27 protein-coding genes and 5 pseudogenes are annotated in these 23,323 nt (G+C 36.7%); 13 read left to right on the top strand and 19 right to left on the bottom strand.

The genetic code is table 11. The features are described from left to right. Window positions 1-68: 68 nt before the first annotated feature. A complete protein-coding gene (locus JEU79_RS20375; RefSeq protein ID WP_198265542.1) occupies window positions 69-1,349 on the bottom strand; it encodes a TRAP transporter large permease in 1,281 nt (426 codons plus the stop codon). Window positions 1,350-1,394: 45 nt separating this feature from the next. After that, window positions 1,395-1,616: a hypothetical protein gene (locus tag JEU79_RS20370; RefSeq protein WP_198265541.1), complete on the bottom strand. Its 222-nt coding sequence runs from the start codon at window positions 1,614-1,616 to the stop codon at window positions 1,395-1,397. Between the two features lie 36 nt (window positions 1,617-1,652). Here JEU79_RS20370 and JEU79_RS29130 point away from each other — a divergent pair. Continuing rightward, a pseudogene (locus tag JEU79_RS29130) lies at window positions 1,653-2,802 on the top strand (IS3 family transposase). An 812-nt stretch (window positions 2,803-3,614) separates the two neighbouring features. On the opposite strand, the gene dctP reads toward JEU79_RS29130, so the two are convergent. The 6 genes and pseudogenes from dctP to gloB all read right to left on the bottom strand — a co-directional run bounded on the left by dctP (window position 3,615) and on the right by gloB (window position 9,302). Next, a complete protein-coding gene (gene dctP, locus JEU79_RS20355) occupies window positions 3,615-3,881 on the bottom strand; it encodes a TRAP transporter substrate-binding protein DctP (RefSeq protein ID WP_198265539.1) in 267 nt (88 codons plus the stop codon). Between the two features lie 275 nt (window positions 3,882-4,156). Continuing rightward, window positions 4,157-5,311, bottom strand: a pseudogene (locus JEU79_RS20350) (IS3 family transposase). Window positions 5,312-5,467: 156 nt separating this feature from the next. Beyond that, on the bottom strand, window positions 5,468-6,259 hold the full coding sequence (locus JEU79_RS20345) for a TRAP transporter TatT component family protein (RefSeq protein ID WP_198265538.1): 792 nt from the start codon (window positions 6,257-6,259) through the stop codon (window positions 5,468-5,470). 145 nt (window positions 6,260-6,404) lie between these two features. Beyond that, window positions 6,405-6,719: a 2Fe-2S iron-sulfur cluster-binding protein gene (locus JEU79_RS20340; RefSeq protein WP_198265537.1), complete on the bottom strand. Its 315-nt coding sequence runs from the start codon at window positions 6,717-6,719 to the stop codon at window positions 6,405-6,407. Next, window positions 6,719-8,182 (bottom strand): LysM peptidoglycan-binding domain-containing protein, encoded by a 1,464-nt coding sequence (locus JEU79_RS20335; RefSeq protein WP_198265536.1) that lies wholly within the window; start codon window positions 8,180-8,182, stop codon window positions 6,719-6,721. Before JEU79_RS20335 ends, JEU79_RS20340 begins: the two co-directional genes overlap by 1 nt. 268 nt (window positions 8,183-8,450) lie before the next feature. Then, window positions 8,451-9,302, bottom strand: a complete 852-nt coding sequence (gene gloB, locus JEU79_RS20330) for a hydroxyacylglutathione hydrolase (RefSeq protein ID WP_198265535.1) — start codon at window positions 9,300-9,302, stop codon at window positions 8,451-8,453. 209 nt (window positions 9,303-9,511) lie between these two features. Between gloB and JEU79_RS20320 the strand changes: the two genes are divergently transcribed. The 11 genes and pseudogenes from JEU79_RS20320 to JEU79_RS20270 all read left to right on the top strand — a co-directional run bounded on the left by JEU79_RS20320 (window position 9,512) and on the right by JEU79_RS20270 (window position 15,962). Next, complete coding sequence (locus tag JEU79_RS20320; protein WP_198265533.1) at window positions 9,512-10,006, top strand: hypothetical protein; 495 nt, start codon at window positions 9,512-9,514, stop codon at window positions 10,004-10,006. 45 nt (window positions 10,007-10,051) lie between these two features. Further along, on the top strand, window positions 10,052-10,447 hold the full coding sequence (locus JEU79_RS20315) for a hypothetical protein (protein WP_198265532.1): 396 nt from the start codon (window positions 10,052-10,054) through the stop codon (window positions 10,445-10,447). A gap of 122 nt (window positions 10,448-10,569) precedes the next feature. After that, window positions 10,570-10,827 (top strand): hypothetical protein, encoded by a 258-nt coding sequence (locus JEU79_RS20310; protein ID WP_214660639.1) that lies wholly within the window; start codon window positions 10,570-10,572, stop codon window positions 10,825-10,827. A gap of 202 nt (window positions 10,828-11,029) precedes the next feature. Then, window positions 11,030-12,188: pseudogene (locus JEU79_RS20305) on the top strand (IS3 family transposase). 610 nt (window positions 12,189-12,798) lie between these two features. Then, window positions 12,799-13,098, top strand: a complete 300-nt coding sequence (locus JEU79_RS20300; protein ID WP_198262483.1) for a hypothetical protein — start codon at window positions 12,799-12,801, stop codon at window positions 13,096-13,098. Between the two features lie 92 nt (window positions 13,099-13,190). Continuing rightward, window positions 13,191-13,481 carry a hypothetical protein gene (locus tag JEU79_RS20295; protein ID WP_198262482.1) on the top strand — a complete coding sequence of 97 codons (291 nt, stop codon included), beginning with the start codon at window positions 13,191-13,193 and terminating at the stop codon, window positions 13,479-13,481. A gap of 44 nt (window positions 13,482-13,525) precedes the next feature. After that, entirely contained in the window at window positions 13,526-13,945 is a 420-nt protein-coding gene (locus tag JEU79_RS20290; protein WP_198262481.1) for a cupredoxin domain-containing protein, read from the top strand. A gap of 114 nt (window positions 13,946-14,059) precedes the next feature. After that, on the top strand, window positions 14,060-14,407 hold the full coding sequence (locus JEU79_RS20285) for a hypothetical protein (protein ID WP_198265530.1): 348 nt from the start codon (window positions 14,060-14,062) through the stop codon (window positions 14,405-14,407). A gap of 28 nt (window positions 14,408-14,435) precedes the next feature. After that, window positions 14,436-14,711: an Eco57I restriction-modification methylase domain-containing protein gene (locus tag JEU79_RS20280; RefSeq protein WP_198265529.1), complete on the top strand. Its 276-nt coding sequence runs from the start codon at window positions 14,436-14,438 to the stop codon at window positions 14,709-14,711. Further along, window positions 14,708-14,947: a hypothetical protein gene (locus tag JEU79_RS20275; protein WP_198265528.1), complete on the top strand. Its 240-nt coding sequence runs from the start codon at window positions 14,708-14,710 to the stop codon at window positions 14,945-14,947. The genes JEU79_RS20280 and JEU79_RS20275 overlap by 4 nt, the downstream gene beginning before the upstream one ends. A gap of 571 nt (window positions 14,948-15,518) precedes the next feature. Then, entirely contained in the window at window positions 15,519-15,962 is a 444-nt protein-coding gene (locus JEU79_RS20270) for a hypothetical protein (protein WP_198263622.1), read from the top strand. Between the two features lie 53 nt (window positions 15,963-16,015). Here JEU79_RS20270 and JEU79_RS27765 read toward each other — a convergent pair whose 3' ends face one another. The 5 genes and pseudogenes from JEU79_RS27765 to tnpA all read right to left on the bottom strand — a co-directional run bounded on the left by JEU79_RS27765 (window position 16,016) and on the right by tnpA (window position 17,603). Continuing rightward, window positions 16,016-16,210 carry an IS66 family transposase gene (locus tag JEU79_RS27765; RefSeq protein WP_198265527.1) on the bottom strand — a complete coding sequence of 65 codons (195 nt, stop codon included), beginning with the start codon at window positions 16,208-16,210 and terminating at the stop codon, window positions 16,016-16,018. A 4-nt stretch (window positions 16,211-16,214) separates the two neighbouring features. Further along, a pseudogene (locus tag JEU79_RS28175) lies at window positions 16,215-16,547 on the bottom strand (IS66 family transposase zinc-finger binding domain-containing protein); the annotation flags it as partial. A gap of 70 nt (window positions 16,548-16,617) precedes the next feature. Further along, window positions 16,618-16,857 (bottom strand): IS66 family transposase, encoded by a 240-nt coding sequence (locus JEU79_RS28170; protein ID WP_343074993.1) that lies wholly within the window; start codon window positions 16,855-16,857, stop codon window positions 16,618-16,620. Between the two features lie 73 nt (window positions 16,858-16,930). Further along, window positions 16,931-17,229, bottom strand: a pseudogene (gene tnpB, locus JEU79_RS28940) (IS66 family insertion sequence element accessory protein TnpB). A 50-nt stretch (window positions 17,230-17,279) separates the two neighbouring features. Then, complete coding sequence (gene tnpA / locus JEU79_RS20245; protein ID WP_198262602.1) at window positions 17,280-17,603, bottom strand: IS66 family insertion sequence element accessory protein TnpA; 324 nt, start codon at window positions 17,601-17,603, stop codon at window positions 17,280-17,282. Window positions 17,604-17,688: 85 nt separating this feature from the next. Between tnpA and JEU79_RS20240 the strand changes: the two genes are divergently transcribed. After that, the gene (locus JEU79_RS20240; RefSeq protein ID WP_198265525.1) at window positions 17,689-18,105 is read left to right on the top strand and encodes an IS66 family transposase; all 417 of its coding nucleotides are present in this window, start codon (window positions 17,689-17,691) and stop codon (window positions 18,103-18,105) included. Window positions 18,106-18,337: 232 nt separating this feature from the next. Here the strand turns inward: JEU79_RS20240 and JEU79_RS20235 are convergent, their stop codons facing one another. The 6 genes from JEU79_RS20235 to JEU79_RS20210 form a co-directional block, all read right to left on the bottom strand. Then, entirely contained in the window at window positions 18,338-18,991 is a 654-nt protein-coding gene (locus JEU79_RS20235) for an IS3 family transposase (RefSeq protein WP_281401085.1), read from the bottom strand. A gap of 55 nt (window positions 18,992-19,046) precedes the next feature. Further along, window positions 19,047-19,199, bottom strand: a complete 153-nt coding sequence (locus JEU79_RS20230) for a hypothetical protein (RefSeq protein ID WP_198263055.1) — start codon at window positions 19,197-19,199, stop codon at window positions 19,047-19,049. A 52-nt stretch (window positions 19,200-19,251) separates the two neighbouring features. After that, window positions 19,252-19,494: a transposase gene (locus JEU79_RS20225; protein ID WP_198262486.1), complete on the bottom strand. Its 243-nt coding sequence runs from the start codon at window positions 19,492-19,494 to the stop codon at window positions 19,252-19,254. 341 nt (window positions 19,495-19,835) lie between these two features. Next, complete coding sequence (locus JEU79_RS20220; protein WP_198265524.1) at window positions 19,836-20,741, bottom strand: alpha-1,2-fucosyltransferase; 906 nt, start codon at window positions 20,739-20,741, stop codon at window positions 19,836-19,838. A 67-nt stretch (window positions 20,742-20,808) separates the two neighbouring features. Beyond that, a complete protein-coding gene (locus JEU79_RS20215; protein WP_198265523.1) occupies window positions 20,809-21,978 on the bottom strand; it encodes a glycosyltransferase in 1,170 nt (389 codons plus the stop codon). 178 nt (window positions 21,979-22,156) lie between these two features. Beyond that, entirely contained in the window at window positions 22,157-23,302 is a 1,146-nt protein-coding gene (locus tag JEU79_RS20210) for a glycosyltransferase family 4 protein (protein WP_198265522.1), read from the bottom strand. Window positions 23,303-23,323: the final 21 nt, after the last annotated feature.

The raw sequence follows: 23,323 nt of genomic DNA, 5'->3' as shown, positions 1-23,323 counted from the left end.
TTATTGTTATTGTTATTGTTATTGTTATTGTTATTGTTATTGTTATTTTTGTGTTGGTTGTTATTTAATTATTCTATAAAAAATAAACTTAAGGCAGGTACATAGGTAATAATAAGCACACAAAGCAAAAGTATCAACATCATAACAATAGTTGAGCGATAAATATCGAAAATAGGCTTCTTAAAGCGATAACTTGCGATAAATAAATTCATCCCAACCGGTGGTGTTAAATAGCCTAATTGCATATTAGCCAGAAAAATCATCCCTAGATGCACTGGATGAATACCAAAATTAATCGCCACAGGTACAATAATGGGCGACATAATGACAATGGCTGAAAAGATGTCAAGAATAGCCCCTAAGACTAATAAAAATACATTTAATAATAAGAGAAAGGTAATTGGGCTGCTAATATGTTGATTGATCCACTCAAATAACAATACCGGAATCTCTGCATCAATTAAATAATTAGTCATCGCCAACGCACAGGCAAGAATAAGTATAATACTGCCTATCATGGTCATCGATTGCTGGATGATTGTGGGTAATTGGCTAATTTTTACTTCTTTTAAGATGAAGACTTCAACAATAATAATGTATAAGGCTGTGATTGCCGCTGCCTCTGACACAGCAAATACACCAGAGAAAATACCCCCAAGGATAAAGAACGGCATTGGAAGTTCCCATTTGGACTCATTTAATGCTGCGGTTAATTCTTTAAAACTGACTTTTGATCGTTTTATGGGAGTTTTTCGTGTGACCCAGATGCTCCATAGAAACAAGCTAAATATCATCAGCAATGTTGGCAATATACCTGCGAGAAAGACTTGCTTAATACTGATGCTTTGGTCTAAATCAAGTTGTTGAACGATGACAACATAAAGGATTAAAGGCAGGGAGGGGGCAAGTAGAAGCCCTAAGCTACCGGATGTTGTAATTAAACCTAAAGAAAATTGTTCACTATAACCCGATTGTTTTAATGCGGGGTAAAGCAAAGCACCCAGAGCAACAATCGTAACGCCCGTAGCGCCCGTAAATGCGGTAAATAAGGCGCTGGTAACAAGAGTGATTAATACTAAATTTGAAGGTAACCAGCCGAAGATTGCACTGGATAAACGCACAATACGATGTGAGGTGTTACTTTCACCCATTAAATAGCCACTAAAAGTAAACAAAGGCAGTGCCAGTAATAGCGGGGTATTAGTGATGCGATAAAATTCTATGGGAATAACAGTGAGATCGACATCCTGAACGCTAAAGCCAATGATTGCCACGGATAAGATCAGGGTGAATAGGGGGGCACCAAACCAGGCGAGCACTAAGAGGCTAAGAACAATAAGAAATATCATTGTATAAAACCAATGAGCAAAGCAAATGATCTTTTTGTCGTTATGTTATTGTATTGCATTATCATCAACTTCGTAGCCAATAAATAATAACAATGCCATGCTCAGATAACGGATAAAAATAATAAAAAAACTTAATGGAATAATAATGACCGTGAGCCAGGTAGGAATGGTGGCAAAAGCAATACCCGCATCTTCTATCTCTATTAATACTAATTGTAAGCCATACCAACTAACAATTAATGTGGCTATACTTAACCGGACACACAACTTAAAATAACTAAAAGATAAAAAGTGTGACCTAAAATGAATGATCAAACAAAAAAACCGAATAAAAGCTATACATCAGAATTTAAAGAATCAGCTGTCAAATTAGCTAATGAGACGGATCAACCTGTTTCTCAGACTGCCAGGAGCTAGGTGTTAATGTAAATACTCTACATACCTGGATCAGTAAATATTCCAAACCGGTGAAGACGGTAGCCAATAGAAGTGATGAACACATTTATGATGAAGTAAAACGTCTGAAAAAGAATTGGCAAAGTGATTCAGGAGCGTGATTTATTAAAAGGCCACAGCGTACTTTGCAAGGGAAACTTTGTGAAGTACGCATGGATAACTGATCAGGCTAAAGATTACCCGGTAACGATTCTGTGCCGTTTATGGATGTTTCCCGTAGTTGCTATTATGATTGGGTTAGCTCTCCTAAAACGGATAGAGAGAAAGAAAATGAAGCGCTTACTGAGCAGCTAAAAAACTGTTTGAAGACAGTCGCAAGACTTATGGAACCCGTCGTCTTAAAGAAAACTGGCTGAAAAGGCGTTCATATAAGCCGCCGGAGAATTGGTCGATTAATGAAAAGCCGGTTTGTTTTGTAAACGAAGAGACGCTTTAAAGCGACGACTAATTCCAAGCATAATAAGCGTATATCTCCAAATTTACTGGAAAGAGAGTTTACTGTCTCTCAACCTGATCGCTACTATGTGGGTGATATTACCTATATTGCCACCAAGGAAGGCTGGTTATATTTAGCGGTTGTCATTGACTTATTCTCTAGGCAAATTGTTGGCTGGTCGATGGATGAGCGAATGAAAGCCAAGCTAGTCAATGATGCTTTACTGATGGCCATATGGAAGCGTAAACCAATGGATGGATTGCTTTGGCATACTGACCGAGGTAGCCAATATGCCTCTGATAGTCATAGAAAAATATTGTCGGATCATAACATAATTCAGTCTATGAGCCGCAAAGGAAATTGCTGGGACAATGCTGTATCAGAGAGCTTCTTTCATAGTTTGAAAACTGAATTGACGCACCATTGTCGATTCAAAACCAGAGTAAAGCAAAGCAGGCAATATTTGAATATATTGAGGTATTTTATAATCGGGAGCGACTTCATTCGGCTAATGATTATTTGTCACCAGTCGATTATGAAATACAGCAGGAAATAGCTTAAATCGATTGATTGAAGAGGGTAAAGGCGACATAAATGCCGCCCATTACCGTTGACGGCCATCGGCTCCTCAGCCTGTGCCGTGAAGATATTGTAACAGGATCATTACCGTTGTGAAAATACCTTGGGTGAATGGAACGGCTCTATCGTTCCAGAGGGCAAAGCCCTTTCTCTTCATCTGTTTAAAGTTAACATGAGAAACTAAAATGATAGGAAATACAAAATGACAAAATCACTTGAAACAGCCAAAAAATATTTAGAAAACTGTCCGGAAAAGTGTTGACACATCATTATTATTTCGACTGGCAAAAACTGCACCTAATAATCCCAGCCACAAGACCGAGATACGCAAAAAGTATCGGCCCATAAAAGACCAAAATCAAAGAAATTTCGTAAAAACATTTGTGTCACAGCAATTATCAGGATCACAAAAACAACGAAACCAAGAATATACTTTCAAGGCGTAAGCTGTTTTTATGTAAAATACTAATAAATACCGGAGGAGAAAATTTCATTGATAATCCTGCCCTTTAGCCATTAGCCCTTGACTCTTAAATCAATTATTACTAATGCCGATATATTTAATGGCGAAACTCATATAAAAGCTGTTCTACTTTTTTAACGAGCTGCGCATCGAGTATGCCAGATGAGACTAATTGTTCATTGGCTTTGTCTGATAGTTGTTGCCATTGTTGGTATTCTGCCTCTGTAGGTTTGATAAACTTGATTCCAGATTGTTTTAAGACCGCTAAGGCATCAACATTATTTTTCGGTTGGTCACTTCTATTTTATCAAAAGCCTGTTGCATCACTTGTCTAACAATTTTTGATCAGCAGAAGACATTTTATTAAAGGCTTTTTATTAAGCGCTAAAATCCCCAATGAATAGAGCAAGGGCATGTCAGTAATGTATTTAATTTGGGTATACCATTGCAGAGCAATTGCCCCAATGGGTGACATGGCAACCGTATCGATAAGCCCGGTTTGCAGTCCCGCTAGTACATCACCATAGGGAAGGGGAATGGGTATGACACCAAATGATTGCAGGGTTTCCTGTGATATCTTATCATGATGTGTCAACACTTTTCCGGACAGTTTTCTAAATATTTTTTGGCTGTTTCAAGTGATTTTTGTCATTTTGTATTTCCTATCATTTTAGTTTCTCATGTTAACTTTAAACAGATGAAGAGAAAGGGCTTTGCCCTCTGGAACGATAGAGCCGTTCCATTCACCCAAGGTATTTTCACAACGGTAATGATCCTGTTACAATATCTTCACGGCACAGGCTGAGGAGCCGATGGCCGTCAACGGTAATGGGCGGCATTTATGTCGCCTTTTACCCTCTTCAATCAATCGATTTAAGCTATTTCCTGCTGTATTTCATAATCGACTGGTGACAAATAATCATTAGCCGAATGAAGTCGCTCCCGATTATAAAATACCTCAATATATTCAAATATTGCCTGCTTTGCTTCTACTCTGGTTTTGAATCGACAATGGTGCGTCAATTCAGTTTTCAAACTATGAAAGAAGCTCTCTGATACAGCATTGTCCCAGCAATTTCCTTTGCGGCTCATAGACTGAATTATGTTATGATCCGACAATATTTTTCTATGACTATCAGAGGCATATTGGCTACCTCGGTCAGTATGCCAAAGCAATCCATCCATTGGTTTACGCTTCCATATGGCCATCAGTAAAGCATCATTGACTAGCTTGGCTTTCATTCGCTCATCCATCGACCAGCCAACAATTTGCCTAGAGAATAAGTCAATGACAACCGCTAAATATAACCAGCCTTCCTTGGTGGCAATATAGGTAATATCACCCACATAGTAGCGATCAGGTTGAGAGACAGTAAACTCTCTTTCCAGTAAATTTGGAGATATACGCTTATTATGCTTGGAATTAGTCGTCGCTTTAAAGCGTCTCTTCGTTTTACAAAACAAACCGGCTTTTTCATTAATCGACCACCTCCGGCGGCTTATATGAACGCCTTTTTCAGCCAGTTTTCTTTTAAGACGACGGGTTCCATAAGTCTTGCGACTGTCTTCAAACAGTTTTTTAGCTGCTCAGTAAGCGCTTCATTTTCTTTCTCTCTATCCGTTTTAGGAGAGCTAACCCAATCATAATAGCAACTACGGAAACATCCATAAAACGGCACAGAATCGTTACCGGGTAATCTTTAGCCTGATCGTTATCCATGCGTACTTCACAAAGTTTCCCTTGCAAAGTACGCTGTGGCCTTTTTAATAAATCACGCTCCTGAATCACTTTTGCCAATTCTTTTTCAGACGTTTTACTTCATCATAAATGTGTTCATCACTTCTATTGGCTACCGTCTTCACCGGTTTGGAATATTTACTGATCCAGGTATGTAGAGTATTTACATTAACACCTAGCTCCCTGGCAGTCTGAGAAACGGGTTGATCCGTCTCATTAGCTAATTTGACAGCTGATTCTTTAAATTCTGATGTATAGCTTTTATTCGGTTTTTTTGTTTGATCATTCATTTTAGGTCACACTTTTTATCTTTTAGTTATTTTAAGTTGTGTGTCCGGTTAAGTATAGCCACATTAAATATTAGGGCGAGTAAAATAATAAAGAAAGGAAGGAAGTGTTTATTCATAAGTGTTTGTATTGGGTCGATAGCTCTAGTTGTAATTTAATTAAAAATATTCATTTGAAGTAGCAAGTAGCTCATGGGCTTTTTTTTGTGCGAGAACATTCATCAAGGTTAAATTTTCTGCATAAGGATCAGCTGCAATCACTTCATTTAACAGCCTGTCATGCAGTGCTTGTTCAAATAAAAGCCTAGCATATTTCTCTGCATAGAGTACCTTAGCCATCAGGTTTTTACCTTGAGATAGGTTAATGACTTTCTTAAAATGTGCCTGACTTTGTTCAGGTTTGCCGCCCAATGCGGGAGGCAATAGAGTTTTCAATACGCCCAGATATAAATGCGTCTGACCATCTTGCCAGTCTTCGTCTATGGCAATGATTTTTTCCATGATTAAGGTGACTTTGGGTAGTTCTGCAATGGCTGACATATTACTGCTATTGGCTTTAATCCAACCTGCCCAGGTCGAACCCAGAACATACCATGAATTAAGATTAGTTTTATTGATTGTGGCAGCTTGTTGAGCAAAATCGTGATAATGCAGTTTGCGAATATGACAGTTTTTTTTGTTTTCAATACATAAAGCTTCAAGTGCATAATTAAGCGCTTTATCCGTCATTTTTGCAGCACGTGTTTCACTGTTTACAAACACACCTGCATAGGCACTATAGAGACTGGCTGCAGATTGAAGCAGTTTAGGATTATTATTAGATTCCAGCAAAAAGCTATCCATCAATAACAAATAGGCTGGAGCACCGTCTGCTACTGTTTGTGGATCATCAGAATTTAAAATGGTATAGGATAAATTGCTTGCCAGTTTATTGGCCGTAGATGACAGCATCGATGAGCAGGCAGAAAGTATAATTAGTGAAATACTAATAAAGCAAGTCGCCAGAAAGCGTTTGTAGGAAGAAGTTAACATGAAAAAAGTATAGGCAATGGTTTAAATAAATACAAATTGTTTTAGCTTGTTTTAACAGATAACTTTAATCTATTGCCACTGGTAGGGAAAACTCAATGTCTCTGAGACTATAAAGTTGGCATGAAAGCCGCCAGCCTTGCGCTAATTGCTCCGAAGATAGCTGGCTTTTTTCTTCTGCAACAGGGGCATTGCAATATTTGTTATCTGATAAGATCTGAATGCGGCATCCACCACAAAGGGCTTTGCCACCACATTTAGACTGTGTTGAAACCCCTTGGAGTTGTAGGTTTTTAAAAATACTTTGTGCGCGTTCCAGGGGATAAGTTTGACACGCTTTATGATTCACATCCTGACAAACCTTGAATGTATAAGTTGGCATTAGTTTACCTTGGCCGATGCTAATTCAACTATCTTTAGTTCTTGACCGGGTTTGAGATACTTTTTCAAGGTGGCATGATTCCAGCGCTTGAGATCATTAATGGAGACATTAAACTGTTTGGAAATAGTATAAAGTGAATCACCTGACTTTACTTTGTAATGTGTTGATTGATTGTTGGATGTTTGCTTGTTATGAGCTAGTGCTTGCCCGTTATCCTGAGGTTGAATGTAAAGTACTTGTCCAAGTGATAAGGTGTCACGCGTTGATAAGCCATTTAAAGAAGCTAATTTCTTATGGGAGATTTGCAAACGATGTGCAATTTTCCAAAAAGAATCGCCCGCTTTAACATTATAAGTCTGCAGGTTTTTTCTTTGTTTGGCTGTGAGAGAACTTTTCTTGATTCTGCCCTTAGAGCTTTCTGCTAATAATCCCTTATTATTATCACCACGAGAAGGTACCATAAGGTATTTACCGGCACGAATACGAGAGTTTTTTAAATGATTAGCTGTTTTCAAGACAGAGACGGATACTCGGTATTTTCGGGCAATCACACTGAGGCTTTCACCAGAACGAATTTTATGTCGATACCATTGCACTCGATCCTTATCATCAAGTAGTGCCAATTGTTGTTCAAACTGAGTCACATTTTCAATAGGAATAAACAAATGATGTGGCCCTTCGGGATCGGTAGCCCATTGTTTGAATCCGGGGTTGTAGTGACGTAATTCCTTTAAACTAATATTGGCCATTTTCGCAACTCTGGATAGATCAATTTGCGAATGTGTATTAATGATCATTAAACGTGGCTGGTTTTCAATGGGGTTTAAATGAATGCCCAATGCGGCGTGATTATTAATGATTTTAGCGATGGCCAACAATTTAGGCACATATTTGAATGTTTCTCGTGGTAATGATAAAGACCAATAATCAGTCGGCTTACCGAGTTTTAAATTCTTTTTAATGGCCTTGTTAATATTACCTGCACCAGCATTATAGGCCGCTAAGGCCAACAACCAATCGCCCTTATAATAACGATTTAATTGTTCTAAATAAGTAAGAGCAGCGAGAGTTGAATGATAAATATCACGACGTCCGTCATACCACCAGTTTTGTTTTAAACCAAAATGCTTGCCTGTGGCAGGCACAAACTGCCATAAGCCAGAGGCTCTCATGGATGAATAAGCATTGGTTTTAAAACTGCTTTCAATGATGGGTAATAAGGCAATTTCTCCCGGCATATTCCGCTTGTTTACTTCTTCGACTATAAAATGTAAAAAAGGACTGGCACGTTTAGAAATTGTTTCAATTCTAAGTGGATTTTTTAAAAAAATCATTTCCTGTTTTCTAATGCGTTGATTATCAATAGCAGATAATTGATATAGGCTATTTAAACGCTGCCAGACATCATTATATTGCACTGGCGATGATGGTTTAGTTTCAGGGTTTGCTAAATAATCGCTCATCTGTTGTTCAATACTGGCCTGTGTTTCTACTGCTGATGATTGGAGTATTTCACTGGTGGAGTTGATGATGGGATCGTCACTATTGAAATCAAATAAATATTTAATATCAAAAGAAGACTTTGAGTCAGCAGTAGACGTGTTCTGTATATTTGTTGTGCTACATCCTTGAAGAAAAACAAAAAGCAAAAAAACGAGATTAATTTTATTTAGGGTCATTATTCAGGGTCATTATTTAGGGGCATAGAGTGATTGAGATATTATATTATTTTTAGTCTAAAGTGTCTTTCCAGTAGCGTACAGTTTTAAATACTTCAGCAGGCGTAGTAAGCGGGTGGCCTGCAAAATTTTCAGCGGCTGAGCGTACGCTAGCCATATCAAAACGTAAAAAGGGGTTGGTCTGTTTTTCTAGCGCAAGATTTGAAGGCACAGTGGACTGATTGTTATTACGCAAAATTTGTGTATCTTCAATGCGTTGTTGTAGTTGTTGATTATCTGGTTCAACTCGCTGGGCGAAGACAAGATTGTCTGTAGTGTATTCATGCGCGCAATAAACCATTGTTTCATCACTTAGCTTGAGCAACTTGGCCAGAGAATGGTGCATTTGTTCACTTGTGCCTTCAAATATCCGCCCACAACCTCCAGCAAATAAAGTATCTCCAATAAAAAGTAAGTGATGACCAACATAAGCGATGTGACCACGCGTGTGCCCAGGGACATCCAACACATCAAAACTGAGACCCATATCGGGCATATTGATAGAAAGCTCTTCATTGAGAGTGAAATTAATCGACTCAATGGTTTCGTTTTGCGGGCCATAGACTGGAATATTGTAAGTTTTTAGCAATTCACTGATGCCGCCGGTATGATCTGCATGGTGATGAGTAATAAAAATAGCCTGTGGCTGATAGTCATTGGCCTTGATTGCCTCAATAACCGGTGCTGCTTCACCGGGATCGACAATGATTATTTGTTGTTCCGCATGAAGATTCGCTAATCCATGAATAAACCAGATATAATTATCATCAAAGGCTGGTATTCTTGAAACTCTCGGGCTAATATCGGAGCAATTATTAACGCTTTTTTCTGATTGTTTCAGCGGAGATATTGTATCTATATTCATAAGTCTAATTATTACATAAATATGCGATAAAAATGAAAAAACCTAAGTATATTTTTTCACCCTTTAAAACCAGTAAAGCCGATAGGAAATCACAAAACTCTGCTAGTATGAACCCCTGGTTAAGAGTCAAGCCGATAAATAAAGGTGTTGATAAATGCGATAAATTAAGCTATTATTCTTGTAAAATCAACATTTAAGGGGATATCTAAATGGATAAAATATCTTCTGATATAAAACAACCAAGAATTCCAGTTGAAATTAACGATATTCAGGTTAATTTTTGCAAAAATCCATTGTGCCAAAATTATGGTGTTCCTGCCAGCACAGAAAGCCAAGTTAAACTCCATAAATCACAAAAAGACTGCTACAAATTATCAAGTGGTAGTCGAAAGCCAGTTACTAAACTGATTTGCAAGTCTTGTAATGAGTTATTCCCAGTTAAGAGCAATCAAGGAATTTGGGATGAATTACAGCGAATTGAAGAATATTTAAAAGAAACTCCAGAGGTGTCATGCCCTGATAATTCATGTAAAAATAATCTCATTAGTATTAAGTTAGGAAAAGAATTTTACCAGTCTTTTGGGAAAACAAAATCAGGTTCTAGTCGTTATCGATGCAAGTCTTGTAAGAAAACATTTTCAGTTAAACAATCTACAACTGGTCAAAACAGCCTCATAAAAACAATCTTATTTTCAAACTTCTAATGAATAAATCCTTTAAGGCGAATCTGTGAAGTTGCTGATGTTAGTATGGCGACTGTTTATGCAAAAATTGATTTTCTGCATAAACAGTGCATGACCTTTGTATCAGAAAGAGAACAGAGGTTAATTAAAAGCAATATAAAGCGACTTTATGTTAGCGTGGATAGACAGGAATATATTGTTAATTGGACAAGACGAGAAGATAAACGAAATATTAAACTTTCAGCAATCGGTAGTGCTGACAATGAAACGGGCTACGTATTTCAAATGAATTTAAACTATGATCCTTGTATTAGCCCTATTGAAATAGAAGAAAATGCTTTATCTGTTAATGATTATAATGCCCAATACGCCTATCGAAAACATGCAAGATTCTGGTTGAATGGTGATTATAAAGAGAGTGTGAAAAATTCAAGATCCAAAAGACAAATGGATCATCTTTAAGTGCCGATATATCAGCAACATACAAGGATGCAATTTCTCGTGATGATATAGAAGAATCAGAAGCTCTCTATCAAGTACAAAAATTGCCTCAAAATGGAATGCAGATCCATTCTGAATATACGATGTATGGACATTTCTTTTTATACATAAATTGTTCAGTGGTGTTGAAAAATCAGATTCTTTTAGATCAAGATTCTGGAATGAGAGCAACCTGCTTAACAGCTTTCCATAACGAAATAAAAAATAGAAGCTGTGATGCTTTTTATGTTCGAATAACAAAGGATTTAACTGTTGATGAAAAGCGGAGAACTTTAAATGATTCCAGGAACTATTTTTCAGATCAGCAAAAAGAACACCCTGATTTATCAAAAATAAAATAAAATTAAAAATAATAAAAGATCGATTAGAAAACATGCAGGAAATTGGAAACTGGAAAGATAAATGGCTTTTACACCCTTTTCCTAATATGTCTGAACCAGAAAAAGCGATTTGTTATCTTACTGATTATGGTGACTATAATGTGGTTATACTTAACCGGACACACAACTTAAAATAACTAAAAGATAAAAAGTGTGACCTAAAATGAATGATCAAACAAAAAAACCGAATAAAAGCTATACATCAGAATTTAAAGAATCAGCTGTCAAATTAGCTAATGAGACGGATCAACCCGTTTCTCAGACTGCCAGGGAGCTAGGTGTTAATGTAAATACTCTACATACCTGGATCAGTAAATATTCCAAACCGGTGAAGACGGTAGCCAATAGAAGTGATGAACACATTTATGATGAAGTAAAACGTCTGAAAAAAGAATTGGCAAAAGTGATTCAGGAGCGTGATTTATTAAAAAGGCCACAGCGTACTTTGCAAGGGAAACTTTGTGAAGTACGCATGGATAACTGATCAGGCTAAAGATTACCCGGTAACGATTCTGTGCCGTTTTATGGATGTTTCCGTAGTTGCTATTATGATTGGGTTAGCTCTCCTAAAACGGATAGAGAGAAAGAAAATGAAGCGCTTACTGAGCAGCTAAAAAACTGTTTGAAGACAGTCGCAAGACTTATGGAACCCGTCGTCTTAAAAGAAAACTGGCTGAAAAAGGCGTTCATATAAGCCGCCGGAGAATTGGTCGATTAATGAAAAAGCCGGTTTGTTTTGTAAAACGAAGAGACGCTTTAAAGCGACGACTAATTCCAAGCATAATAAGCGTATATCTCCAAATTTACTGGAAAGAGAGTTTACTGTCTCTCAACCTGATCGCTACTATGTGGGTGATATTACCTATATTGCCACCAAGGAAGGCTGGTTATATTTAGCGGTTGTCATTGACTTATTCTCTAGGCAAATTGTTGGCTGGTCGATGGATGAGCGAATGAAAGCCAAGCTAGTCAATGATGCTTTACTGATGGCCATATGGAAGCGTAAACCAATGGATGGATTGCTTTGGCATACTGACCGAGGTAGCCAATATGCCTCTGATAGTCATAGAAAAATATTGTCGGATCATAACATAATTCAGTCTATGAGCCGCAAAGGAAATTGCTGGGACAATGCTGTATCAGAGAGCTTCTTTCATAGTTTGAAAACTGAATTGACGCACCATTGTCGATTCAAAACCAGAGTAGAAGCAAAGCAGGCAATATTTGAATATATTGAGGTATTTTATAATCGGGAGCGACTTCATTCGGCTAATGATTATTTGTCACCAGTCGATTATGAAATACAGCAGGAAATAGCTTAAATCGATTGATTGAAGAGGGGTAAAAGGCGACATAAATGCCGCCCATTACCGTTGACGGCCATCGGCTCCTCAGCCTGTGCCGTGAAGATATTGTAACAGGATCATTACCGTTGTGAAAATACCTTGGGTGAATGGAACGGCTCTATCGTTCCAGAGGGCAAAGCCCTTTCTCTTCATCTGTTTAAAGTTAACATGAGAAACTAAAATGATAGGAAATACAAAATGACAAAAATCACTTGAAACAGCCAAAAAATATTTAGAAAACTGTCCGGAAAAGTGTTGACACATCACTATGATGAAGACCATCAGGCATGGTTATATAACAAAGCCTCCATGCATGGGATTGATAATTTTTTATGCAGGTTAGACGTAGATTATCATTATTAGAGCGAGCTATTTCATCTGCCAGCAGTTCTGGCAGAAGGTGGTATGGGTATTCTGCTTACAACCCAAAGAACATTGTTAAGTTACTCGATATATTCCGAGTTTATTATAATTATTGTATTGCAGGAAAAGACAAAAAAACACCCGCTATGCGTTTAGGTCTGGCAAAAGGCATTGTTAGTCAGAAGACATCATTTATTTTTCACCTAATTAACTATGAGCCATTATGAATAAAACAATTTTCAAACAACTTAAGAAAGACAAAGGTAACTGGCTCAATGAAACAGAAGTACGCCAGGGATGGATAAAGATTATTGGTGATGCTTTAAATATTCCTTTTCAAATGGAGAGGCAAAGAGTTGATGCCAGTTATAACAGAGTTATTATTGAATTTAAGGATAAGGGCTTATTTAATGGCAGTACTTCCAGTTCTGCATTTAAAAATGCGGTGTTTGATCGCTTAAAAAATATATCCCGACTCGTGCTAAACTCGAATCCCTCGACAATGAGGATTATATTGGAATAGTTACCGATGCAGAGCATATTGCATTTGCACGGTACAGCCGAGGAAAAATAGTTCATGATGCATTATTACCATTAAGTGAATCCAGTGTATCTTTGATAGTTAAGGCTCTGACTGATTGTAAATGGGTTCCTGTTACATCAGAAAATCTAATCACTGATTTTGGTCATAGTTCTGATGCTGGCTGTAATATGTTACAGGCTTTATCTGACGCATTATCAGAGCGACTGGAAAAGAAAAATAATAATAAAATAAAAATGATCTTTGAAGAGTGGAAAGCTCTTTATGGACAAACATCAAATCTTTCCATCAGCCAAGTGAATGGGATTCTTGATAATATTGGATTTCAAGTCAATTTCTCTGAACAAAAAAGTCTGAAGAATTGAAGATCCCTGTTGCACTTTTTGTCATACATACTTACAACTCTCTTTTGATAAAAATTCTTGGTGCAGAAGTTGTTGCCGAACATGCACTAACCACTTATAAAGGATTTATCAGAGAAACAGTCAGCCTTGATGGTCAATTATTAATTGACCGAATGGAATATGAAATTGAACAGGGTAATTTCTTTTCTGGTGCTGGAATAAATGGGTTTGGAGAAGAAGTTATTTTCAGTTGGTATCTTGATGTTGCAAGATTGAAACAACATCAAGCCAAAATAATTGATGGATTAAAAGGTATTTTGCTTTCATTCTCCATGTATAGAGCGGATAAATTAACTTCCGCACGTTCAAAAGATGTTCTTAAGTCGTTTTATCAAGATCTCGTGCCAAATGAGCTACGAAAAGTCTGGGTGAAGTTTATACACCAGAATGGTTGGTTGAAGTCACTCTGGATAGAATCAATGTAAAAATTTTTTAACTCAACGATTTCTTGATCAACATGTGGTTCAGCTTCTTTCTTACTGGCTTTAATCAGGAAAATAAAAATACAAGCAACAGATGATGGGTGGGGTGATTTAGAAGTGTTAAAACACATCATAAACAATGTCTGGGGCTTTGATTTAAATCCTTTAGCAGTCCAGACTGCCCGAGTGAATATATTAATCGCTATTTCTGATTTATTAGACAATAACAAAGGAACAGATATAGAAATACCGATTCTTTTAGCGGATGCAGTGTATTCCCCAGCTCGAAATCCTAAAAAAGATGAATTGATTGTCTCTTATAAAATTGGTAGTGAAGTAGCCGATCTTGAAATTTTATTGCCTTCAGAATTGGCTTTTGATAGAAGTCGTTTAGATTCCGTATTTTTACTAATGGATAATTTAGTTTCAAAAAGTACTCAGTGGCGTGAGACAGAAAAAAATTAATACAAAAAAATTAATTACATCCAATGAAATGAAAGAATGGAGATCACCACTCAAGCATACTTATGAAAAAATTCTGGATTTACATGAAAGAAACTGGAATGGTATCTGGTTTCGTATAGTGCGTAATTTCTTCTGGTCTGCTATTGCAGGAAAGTTTGATGTGGTTGTTGGTAATCCACCTTGGGTCAGATGGTCAAAATTACCCGAATTATACCGTGAACGTATAAAGCCAACCTGTGATCATTATGGAATTTTCTCAAAACAAAATTTCATGGTGGAAATGAACTTGATATATCAGGAATGATCACCTATACCGTTGCAGATAAATGGCTCAAAGATGAAGACGGAATTTTAGCATTTGTTATCACGCAAACTCATTTTCAATCACCATCTTCAGCAGGTTTTCGATCATTTTATATCGGAAATAATCAGATCATTCAACCTGTAGGGATTGATGATCTAAAAGCTTTAAAGCCATTTCCTGATGCAGCCAATAAAACAGCTATTTTTATTGCTAAAAATGCAAAGGTAACACAATAAAATATCCTATACCCTATGCTATATGGGAAGCGGCTAAAGGAAATAAAAAAGCAATCCCTGCTCACCTCACAAAACAAGAAGCTCTTGATTCAGTTGACATTGATAAGTGTGAGGCAACCCCTGTTACGGGAGGTGATTCACCATGGGCTATTACACCGAAAGGTGGTTTTAAAGCATTTAAAAGATCACTGGTGCAAGCACTTGGGTTAACGGCAGAAAAGGAGTAACCACAGAATTAAATGGTATTTATTTTGTAAAATTATTGATACAAATAAAAATAATAATTTGGTGCAAATTGAAACCTGCCCTGACTTTGGAAGAAATGAAAAGTAAAACCAGCAAGAAAGTTTGGATAGAACCTGATTTTCTATATCCTTTAGTTAAGGGGCTGGAGATATACAGGAATGTTATGTCTCAATCAAAAAAGATTTATATGTACTGGTGCCTAATAAGGGATCACAAAACAGTTATTAGAAGATTGTGAAAATGACATGGAAGACAAACCAAAGTGTGAAGGATTTTTAGCACCTATCAAGACCAGCTTATTTTAAGATCAACATATAGCAAACGAATGACAGAACACGCACCTTATTTCTGTATTTCAAATGTTGGCAGTTATACTTTCGCACCATTTAAAGTGGTATGGCCTGAACAGCCTGGCAATAAATCATTTAGAGCGGCAGTCATTACAAAAGGTAACGATCCTATCAGTGGTCAAAAAGTTTTTGTTCCCGACCACAAATTGTTTTTTGTTGATTTTTATGATTCAGAGCCAGCCTATTATCTTTGTGGTTTACTAAACAGCTCTACAGTACAAGCTTTTATTGATAGTCATAATATTTCAATTCAAGTGGGTAATGTGTTTAAACACATGAATTTACCAGAATTTGATGCAGATAATAAGAAACATAAAGAGTTATCAGCATTAAGTGAAGTAGCACATAATGAAGATAACAAAATCAAAAGACAAGCATTGTTAAAAACTATTTCTAAACTTGGAAATTCATTACTTTGAGCAAATATGGGTGTTTTTATACAAAAATATCAACACCTTTGTTTATCGGCTTGTTAAAAGGTTTTGGCATGTTGGCCTGCACGAGTAGGCTGATACTCATACAAAACAATGGGACACTTGGAATGATAGCCGCCACTTTGATAGAGCCACATATAAGATTTAGGGCAATTCTCACGTCCATCATGGATCACTCGCATCGTTGTTTCATCGGCCTGGATGATTTTCTGCCTAATGAGATAATACAACAACCGATTATAAAAAGGGTTTGAGTAATTCAGCTGATTTAAGCACCCAGTTGGACATACTGGCTCTGGAAAGTGTTATCTTATAGCGTTTAAATATCGCTTCCTGTCGATAGAGAGGCAAGCTGTCTAGGAATTTAGAAACAATGATATAGGCCAGCAGGCTGGGTGATGCAAAACTTCTAGGAATGGGCTGTGCAGGCTTAGGAGCAGTTTTAACGCCTTCCTCACAAGCACGACAGGCATATTTAACCTGAACATGTTCTACAACATATACCTGAGCAGGAACAATTTCCAGTTGCTCTGAGGTCTCTTCACCAATTTCATGCAAGTGATGACCGCAGTCACAGACTTGTTCTGCTTCAGATAACTCATGACGAACAACTTTACGAGGTAGGTCTTTAGGTAAAGGCTTACGACCGGGCTTTTACGCTCATAAGTACTGGTTTCACGGACTTCCGGTGCTTCTTCGGCGAACGTTTCTGCCTCATTAAAGAAGTCGGGGTGAACTTCTTTTCACTGGAAGTACCAAACCGTTTATGTTGCAACAGACGAAATTGTTCCTCATACCAGTCCACTTTTGACTGGAGTTCAAGCACCCTGTTTTTGAGCGTTGGTATCTCTTCTGGTAGTATTTTGTCTGTTGAACTCATGCGTTATATTATACTAAAATGAGCGTTAAATGCTTGTATTTATTCTGTTTAATGCGCATCTAAAGGGACTTTTTTAGTTGTTTTCCAGACCATGAATTTCAGGGTGAGCATGGTGTTGTGTGCAAGATAAACCATCCAGTAACCACTGTAATTCTCTCAGTGTTAACGAAAGAGTGGGTTGTTCTTTTCCATCGGCCACTGGAATTTCCTTTTTCAAGTGTACGATAGTAAAGCCAGAAACCATTACGCTCCAGTACAGTATTTTAAGTTTATCTCGCTGACGATTACAAAAACAAAGACACTGCCATCAAAGGGATTGTGTTCCAATTGCTCTGAGACAATCAGTGATAGCCCATTGGTTGCTTTTCTCATATCGGTAACACCAGAAACCAGATAAACCTGATTGACTGTGATGCCCGTTATCATGAAACAGTCCTGAGCAAATCCAGAATGGACTTGAGCTGATTCAGGTTCGTATCAGAATTGATTTCCAAACTGAAACCATTGGTATGGCTTACTTTAATTGCATTGCTTGTGGGGGAATTGGCCAGTAAATTAATGGGAATGAGTTGATTGTTGGTGTTGACCTGTTTTGATGAGCTAACATAACCCAACTTCTTTCGATAATAGCTAAAAATATGAGAGGGTATCTTATGTTGTTGACAATAAACTGCCTGGCTTAAGTTACTGGCTTGGCAGGCCTCTATGTGTTGCTTCATCGAAGCATCTTTTGAATGGTTGCTCATTTGTATCTCCAAATTACGAATTGAAGATCATAGTTTGAGCTAACTGAAGCTTATTGTGAACGTGGGTTTTAATTGACGTTTACCGTTGAAGTCAGCGATTGCTGAACATTTTGATGAATTGTGCCGGACTAAAACAAGCTTTGAAACGTTGAATCAGGCACTGAAACGATTGGCAAGAAATAAAACAGAATTACTGCTGGTATTGGAACGGCCTGATATTCCTCTTCATAATAATTTGAGTGAAAATGATATTCGAGAATATGTTATTAAGCGTAAACTTAGTGGTAGTACACGCTCAAAGGATGGGCAACTTTGCAGAGATACCTTTGTCAGTTTAAAGAAAACTTGTTTGAAACAAGGAATTTCATTCTGGGATTTTATTAATGACCGGATCAGCAAGAGAAATTTGATCCCATATCTGCCTGAGTTGCTGAAAGGTAAAGTGATGTGTCAACACTTTTCCGGACAGTTTTCTAAATATTTTTTTGGCTGTTTCAAGTGATTTTTGTCATTTTGTATTTCCTATCATTTTAGTTTCTCATGTTAACTTTAAACAGATGAAGAGAAAGGGCTTTGCCCTCTGGAACGATAGAGCCGTTCCATTCACCCAAGGTATTTTCACAACGGTAATGATCCTGTTACAATATCTTCACGGCACAGGCTGAGGAGCCGATGGCCGTCAACGGTAATGGGCGGCATTTATGTCGCCTTTTACCCCTCTTCAATCAATCGATTTAAGCTATTTCCTGCTGTATTTCATAATCGACTGGTGACAAATAATCATTAGCCGAATGAAGTCGCTCCTGATTATAAAATACCTCAATATATTCAAATATTGCCTGCTTTGCTTCTACTCTGGTTTTGAATCGACAATGGTGCGTCAATTCAGTTTTCAAACTATGAAAGAAGCTCTCTGATACAGCATTGTCCCAGCAATTTCCTTTGCGGCTCATAGACTGAATTATGTTATGATCCGACAATATTTTTCTATGACTATCAGAGGCATATTGGCTACCTCGGTCAGTATGCCAAAGCAATCCATCCATTGGTTTACGCTTCCATATGGCCATCAGTAAAGCATCATTGACTAGCTTGGCTTTCATTCGCTCATCCATCGACCAGCCAACAATTTGCCTAGAGAATAAGTCAATGACAACCGCTAAATATAACCAGCCTTCCTTGGTGGCAATATAGGTAATATCACCCACATAGTAGCGATCAGGTTGAGAGACAGTAAACTCTCTTTCCAGTAAATTTGGAGATATACGCTTATTATGCTTGGAATTAGTCGTCGCTTTAAAGCGTCTCTTCGTTTTACAAAACAAACCGGCTTTTTCATTAATCGACCAATTCTCCGGCGGCTTATATGAACGCCTTTTTTCAGCCAGTTTTCTTTTAAGACGACGGGTTCCATAAGTCTTGCGACTGTCTTCAAACAGTTTTTTAGCTGCTCAGTAAGCGCTTCATTTTCTTTCTCTCTATCCGTTTTAGGAGAGCTAACCCAATCATAATAGCAACTACGGAAACATCCATAAAACGGCACAGAATCGTTACCGGGTAATCTTTAGCCTGATCAGTTATCCATGCGTACTTCACAAAGTTTCCTTGCAAAGTACGCTGTGGCCTTTTAATAAATCACGCTCCTGAATCACTTTTGCCAATTCTTTTTCAGACGTTTTACTTCATCATAAATGTGTTCATCACTTCTATTGGCTACCGTCTTCACCGGTTTGGAATATTTACTGATCCAGGTATGTAGAGTATTTACATTAACACCTAGCTCCCTGGCAGTCTGAGAAACGGGTTGATCCGTCTCATTAGCTAATTTGACAGCTGATTCTTTAAATTCTGATGTATAGCTTTTATTCGGTTTTTTTGTTTGATCATTCATTTTAGGTCACACTTTTTATCTTTTAGTTATTTTAAGTTGTGTGTCCGGTTAAGTATAGCCACATTAAAAGTTTGTGCTGTTTAAATGCACAGACTTATTGAGAAGTTACAGTTAATTAAGTTAAGTTATTGTTATCAAACGCAATTGTCGTATTCATGGTATAAAGTTTCATTTGTTGTTTAAATATTACTTATCAATTTATCTGAACATGTTAGAAAAGATGAAATTATTTTAAGCTATTAAACAATTTATTAATATATAAATGCGCATATTGGTTAAATATAATATATTATTTAAGTTAACTAAAAGTTTAGAACGAAGGGGGCTCCTGCTAGTATTAATTAATCTGGATTATCTTGAAGTTTTATGCGGTCAATATCGTTGTAATGTGTGAGCGTAGAATTAACATCAATGTATTGCCAGTTATTAACTGAGATTTGATCGGGAAACCAGATGTTATCTGGCCAACCTAAATTGTATTTGGGCGCAATGACGACCTTATTTTCTATATTGTTAAGCCACCCCCCCCACCATGAAAAAGTGCTATTAGCGATAATGTTGTAACGACATAAGGTAAGTAAAAACATATCAACTACCGCTGGATTGCCTCGTGAAATATATTTATTAGGTAAATCTTTAAATATTTGTTCTGCAATATCGGGCGCATCACTGATGATGATATAAAAAAGATCGTTGGGTAGTTGTTTTAATGCTTCCTGATAATAAGCAATGGGTAAAATCCAACCAAGACCATCCTCTTTTTCTTCCATGTCATGATAATCAGAACGACGAATATGTATACAACAACGTTTTTCAATAGGCGCAGATATTTCGTGATTAATCTTATCAATTTGTTCTTTATAGGGAGGTCTTGGTGTGTACCATTTTAAAATGTTATCTCGATTTTCGAGAAAGTATTTTTCTGATTGAAAGGTGCCTTGAACAGTGTAACCATCACTTAATTCAAAAAAAGAAGGGTCAAACTTTTCATCTGATTTTTTGCTGGTATAAGCTATTTTATCGAACCGAAATAGTCGCTTTTTTGCCCAAGGTTTGAGAGCATATAAAAATCGTTGAATACCAAGAGAGAACTTTGTTTCACCTGAAAGTTCAAAGTCATTAAATAAAGACCCTTTCTTTCCACCACGAAAGCAAAATTGGTAGCCTTTTTTATCAGCAAGTGTCTTGCATGCAGCATATTGAAACATGTTATTGCCTGTTTGGGCGCGTAATTTAAGCATTAACATTATAGTTGCCTTATCTCTTTGGGGGTCTTAATTATTATTTTTTAGGTGAATTTTAATCAATGATAATTTATTGCTGCTCAATGAGTTCAATGTATTCTGTGCTTGCCTTTTCTAAATTAAATTGCAGGGCATATTGTTTACCCTCATCATTTGCAGATTTCTCAAAATAAGAACTTCTAATGGCATCTGCTAACTTAGTTGGGTTATTCATAGGTACAAGTTTTCCATATTTTCCATTTTTCAATATTTCTGATGGGCCAAAAGGGCAGTCTGTACTGACTATATTACAATTTGCCGCTAAGGCTTCTAATAATACAGTGGGTAGGCCTTCTAAAGTAGAAGATAAGACAAACAAATCTGAGTTTGACATAAATGAAAATGGGTTATCCACAAAACCATGGAGATCGATGGTGTCAGATAAGTTCTGTTCTACAATTAAGCTAGCGAGTGCTTTTCTTTCTTTACCCTCGCCTAAAATGATTAGTTTAATGGGTATTTCATTTTTTAAAATACTAATAGCTTTTATGAGAGTGATAAAGTCCTTTTGTTTTGATAGTCGTCCAACGGCTAATAATTTATAGTCTTTTTTTGAATTGAGCCAAGAATGTTCGGCAGGTAATCGCATTTTTTCTAATATTTCTGGTGTAATAACGGGGTTAAATATGGTTGTAATTTTTTTGTTTTCTATACTTGCTATATCACTCAAATCATTTTTTACCCCATCAGATACGGCAACAATGTTATTGGCTAATGGATACAGTAACTTGATTAGAGGTAAAAGCTTTTTCTTCCGCTTTGGGACTGATTCTATAAAGCTTGATAAGGCTATATGTTCAGTGACAATAATGTGTACATTGCTTTGGGTACAACTTTTAGCTAAAACAGCGGATAGATTGCTATTGTGCAGTGCAGATATGATTGCATCAGGCTTATATTCATTGATGTAATGAATGACTGAGGATAGGCGAGTGAAGAATCGAGGTAATTTAAACAAAGCCAAAAATTTTAAGCGCAAAGGCGATTGAATTAATATCAAAATAAAGCCAAAGAGTCTGCTTGTTTTTTTTAGAGGAATGATATGGATTGATTTAGGAAGCTGTTTAATATAATCACCTTCATAACGTGAAAGCAATAGATCAACTTGATGGCCTTGATTTATAAGGCCCTGAGACAAATTTAACATGACTCTCTCTGCGCCACCACCCTTCAAGGAAGAAACATAAATAGCAATTCTCATTAAATATTCTCCAAAGCTAGGATGTGGATTAAACAGTATCTAATTATACACTTTGCTATTTAAATATGGAATTGACAGTAAAATAGAGTGTTGTTTTTCTATGCTAAAATTCTGCAACTGTAGCATTACAAACAATCACCCTGTATTAGGTAATTTATCCGCATCGATTTTTTTTAATTTAGGATGCAAGATTACCCATGTGTTTTGTTATGAGCTTTAAGTATTGTTCTCGGTATAATTTGATATCAAATTTTTTTATTAGGCGCATAAATAATTTATTCCCTAGTAATTCTCTTTGTTGAGAGTTCATGAGATAGTATTTTTCCATTGCGAGGCATAATTGATCAATATCTTTTGGTTCTATAAGCTCACCTTGATCTGTGATGACAGAAGGTACTCCCCCGACTTTTGTTGCTATGACCGGTATTTTAGCAGCCATAGCTTCAAGTAAAACTAGTGGTAGACCTTCGGATAAAGATGATAAAACAAATACATCAAATGCAGACATTACCAGTTTGGCATCGATAATTTCACCAGGAAAAATAACTGTTTCATTAAGTCCTTTATTATTAACATATTCTTGTAATTGTTTTTTTAACTTCCCATCACCAATAATAATGAGTTTGATATCTTCATTTTGGTGCTTGGAATAAACTTTTTCAAAGGCTTGTATTAAATATATGTAGCCTTTTACTGTCACTATTCGACCTGTAGTGCCAAAAACGAAGCTGTTTTTAGTCAAATGTAGCTGTTTACGGGCTTCTTCTTTAGATAAAATTCGATTGAGCAGTTTATCTGTATCAATTGCATTGTTTATTGTAATAACATTTTTTTGTGTGAAGGGTTGGCCAATATTAATTAAATATTGATTAACTGCTTCAGATACAGTAACAAACATCCATCGCCCATCTATAAAAATTCGGGCATTTAATTTACGGTAAAAACGATTAAAATCATCAAGATTATGAACAACACAGATACAATGAGGAATATTGAGTAGCTTATTTAACTTGAGCATAATATCGAGTGGTTTAAATCGATGTGTAATGACTAAATCAAACTTCTCTTCTTTGCAATAAGCATATAATGTCTTCATCAGATGAAGGCGTAAGCCCTTGATATCTTTTTTCTTGAAGTTGAAATATTTAACTTTTTCACTGCTACTGTGAACACCACTAGTACTTGTTTCCGGTGTATCGGTTAAATATGCCGTAATAACTTCATAATGAGTGGTAGGTAGCGCTGCAATAATTTCTTCTTGTAAGTCAGCGATACGTACACTGCATTGTTGTTGAAGGTGTAATACTTTAATTCGTTTTATCATAAATATCTTTAATGTTTGTAT

Source organism: sulfur-oxidizing endosymbiont of Gigantopelta aegis (assembly GCF_016097415.1).
Taxonomy (GTDB): domain Bacteria; phylum Pseudomonadota; class Gammaproteobacteria; order GRL18; family GRL18; genus GRL18.
This window is presented reverse-complemented; position numbering and strand designations above follow the sequence as displayed.

Excerpts from the sequence above, each read along its gene's own strand:
- JEU79_RS20375 (WP_198265542.1), bottom strand. The coding sequence starts at position 1,349 with ATGATATTTCTTATTGTTCTTAGCCTCTTAGTGCTCGCCTGGTTTGGT.
- JEU79_RS20345 (WP_198265538.1), bottom strand. The coding sequence starts at position 6,259 with ATGCTGTCATCTACGGCCAATAAACTGGCAAGCAATTTATCCTATACC.
- JEU79_RS20340 (WP_198265537.1), bottom strand. The coding sequence starts at position 6,719 with ATGCCAACTTATACATTCAAGGTTTGTCAGGATGTGAATCATAAAGCG.
- JEU79_RS20335 (WP_198265536.1), bottom strand. The coding sequence starts at position 8,182 with ATGAGCGATTATTTAGCAAACCCTGAAACTAAACCATCATCGCCAGTG.
- gloB (WP_198265535.1), bottom strand. The coding sequence starts at position 9,302 with ATGAATATAGATACAATATCTCCGCTGAAACAATCAGAAAAAAGCGTT.
- JEU79_RS20320 (WP_198265533.1), top strand. The coding sequence starts at position 9,512 with ATGGATAAAATATCTTCTGATATAAAACAACCAAGAATTCCAGTTGAA.
- JEU79_RS20315 (WP_198265532.1), top strand. The coding sequence starts at position 10,052 with ATGGCGACTGTTTATGCAAAAATTGATTTTCTGCATAAACAGTGCATG.
- JEU79_RS20310 (WP_214660639.1), top strand. The coding sequence starts at position 10,570 with ATGTATGGACATTTCTTTTTATACATAAATTGTTCAGTGGTGTTGAAA.
- JEU79_RS20300 (WP_198262483.1), top strand. The coding sequence starts at position 12,799 with ATGAATAAAACAATTTTCAAACAACTTAAGAAAGACAAAGGTAACTGG.
- JEU79_RS20280 (WP_198265529.1), top strand. The coding sequence starts at position 14,436 with ATGAAAGAATGGAGATCACCACTCAAGCATACTTATGAAAAAATTCTG.
- JEU79_RS20275 (WP_198265528.1), top strand. The coding sequence starts at position 14,708 with ATGATCACCTATACCGTTGCAGATAAATGGCTCAAAGATGAAGACGGA.
- JEU79_RS20270 (WP_198263622.1), top strand. The coding sequence starts at position 15,519 with ATGACAGAACACGCACCTTATTTCTGTATTTCAAATGTTGGCAGTTAT.
- JEU79_RS28170 (WP_343074993.1), bottom strand. The coding sequence starts at position 16,857 with ATGAGTTCAACAGACAAAATACTACCAGAAGAGATACCAACGCTCAAA.
- tnpA (WP_198262602.1), bottom strand. The coding sequence starts at position 17,603 with ATGAGCAACCATTCAAAAGATGCTTCGATGAAGCAACACATAGAGGCC.
- JEU79_RS20225 (WP_198262486.1), bottom strand. The coding sequence starts at position 19,494 with ATGAATGATCAAACAAAAAAACCGAATAAAAGCTATACATCAGAATTT.
- JEU79_RS20220 (WP_198265524.1), bottom strand. The coding sequence starts at position 20,741 with ATGTTAATGCTTAAATTACGCGCCCAAACAGGCAATAACATGTTTCAA.
- JEU79_RS20215 (WP_198265523.1), bottom strand. The coding sequence starts at position 21,978 with ATGAGAATTGCTATTTATGTTTCTTCCTTGAAGGGTGGTGGCGCAGAG.
- JEU79_RS20210 (WP_198265522.1), bottom strand. The coding sequence starts at position 23,302 with ATGATAAAACGAATTAAAGTATTACACCTTCAACAACAATGCAGTGTA.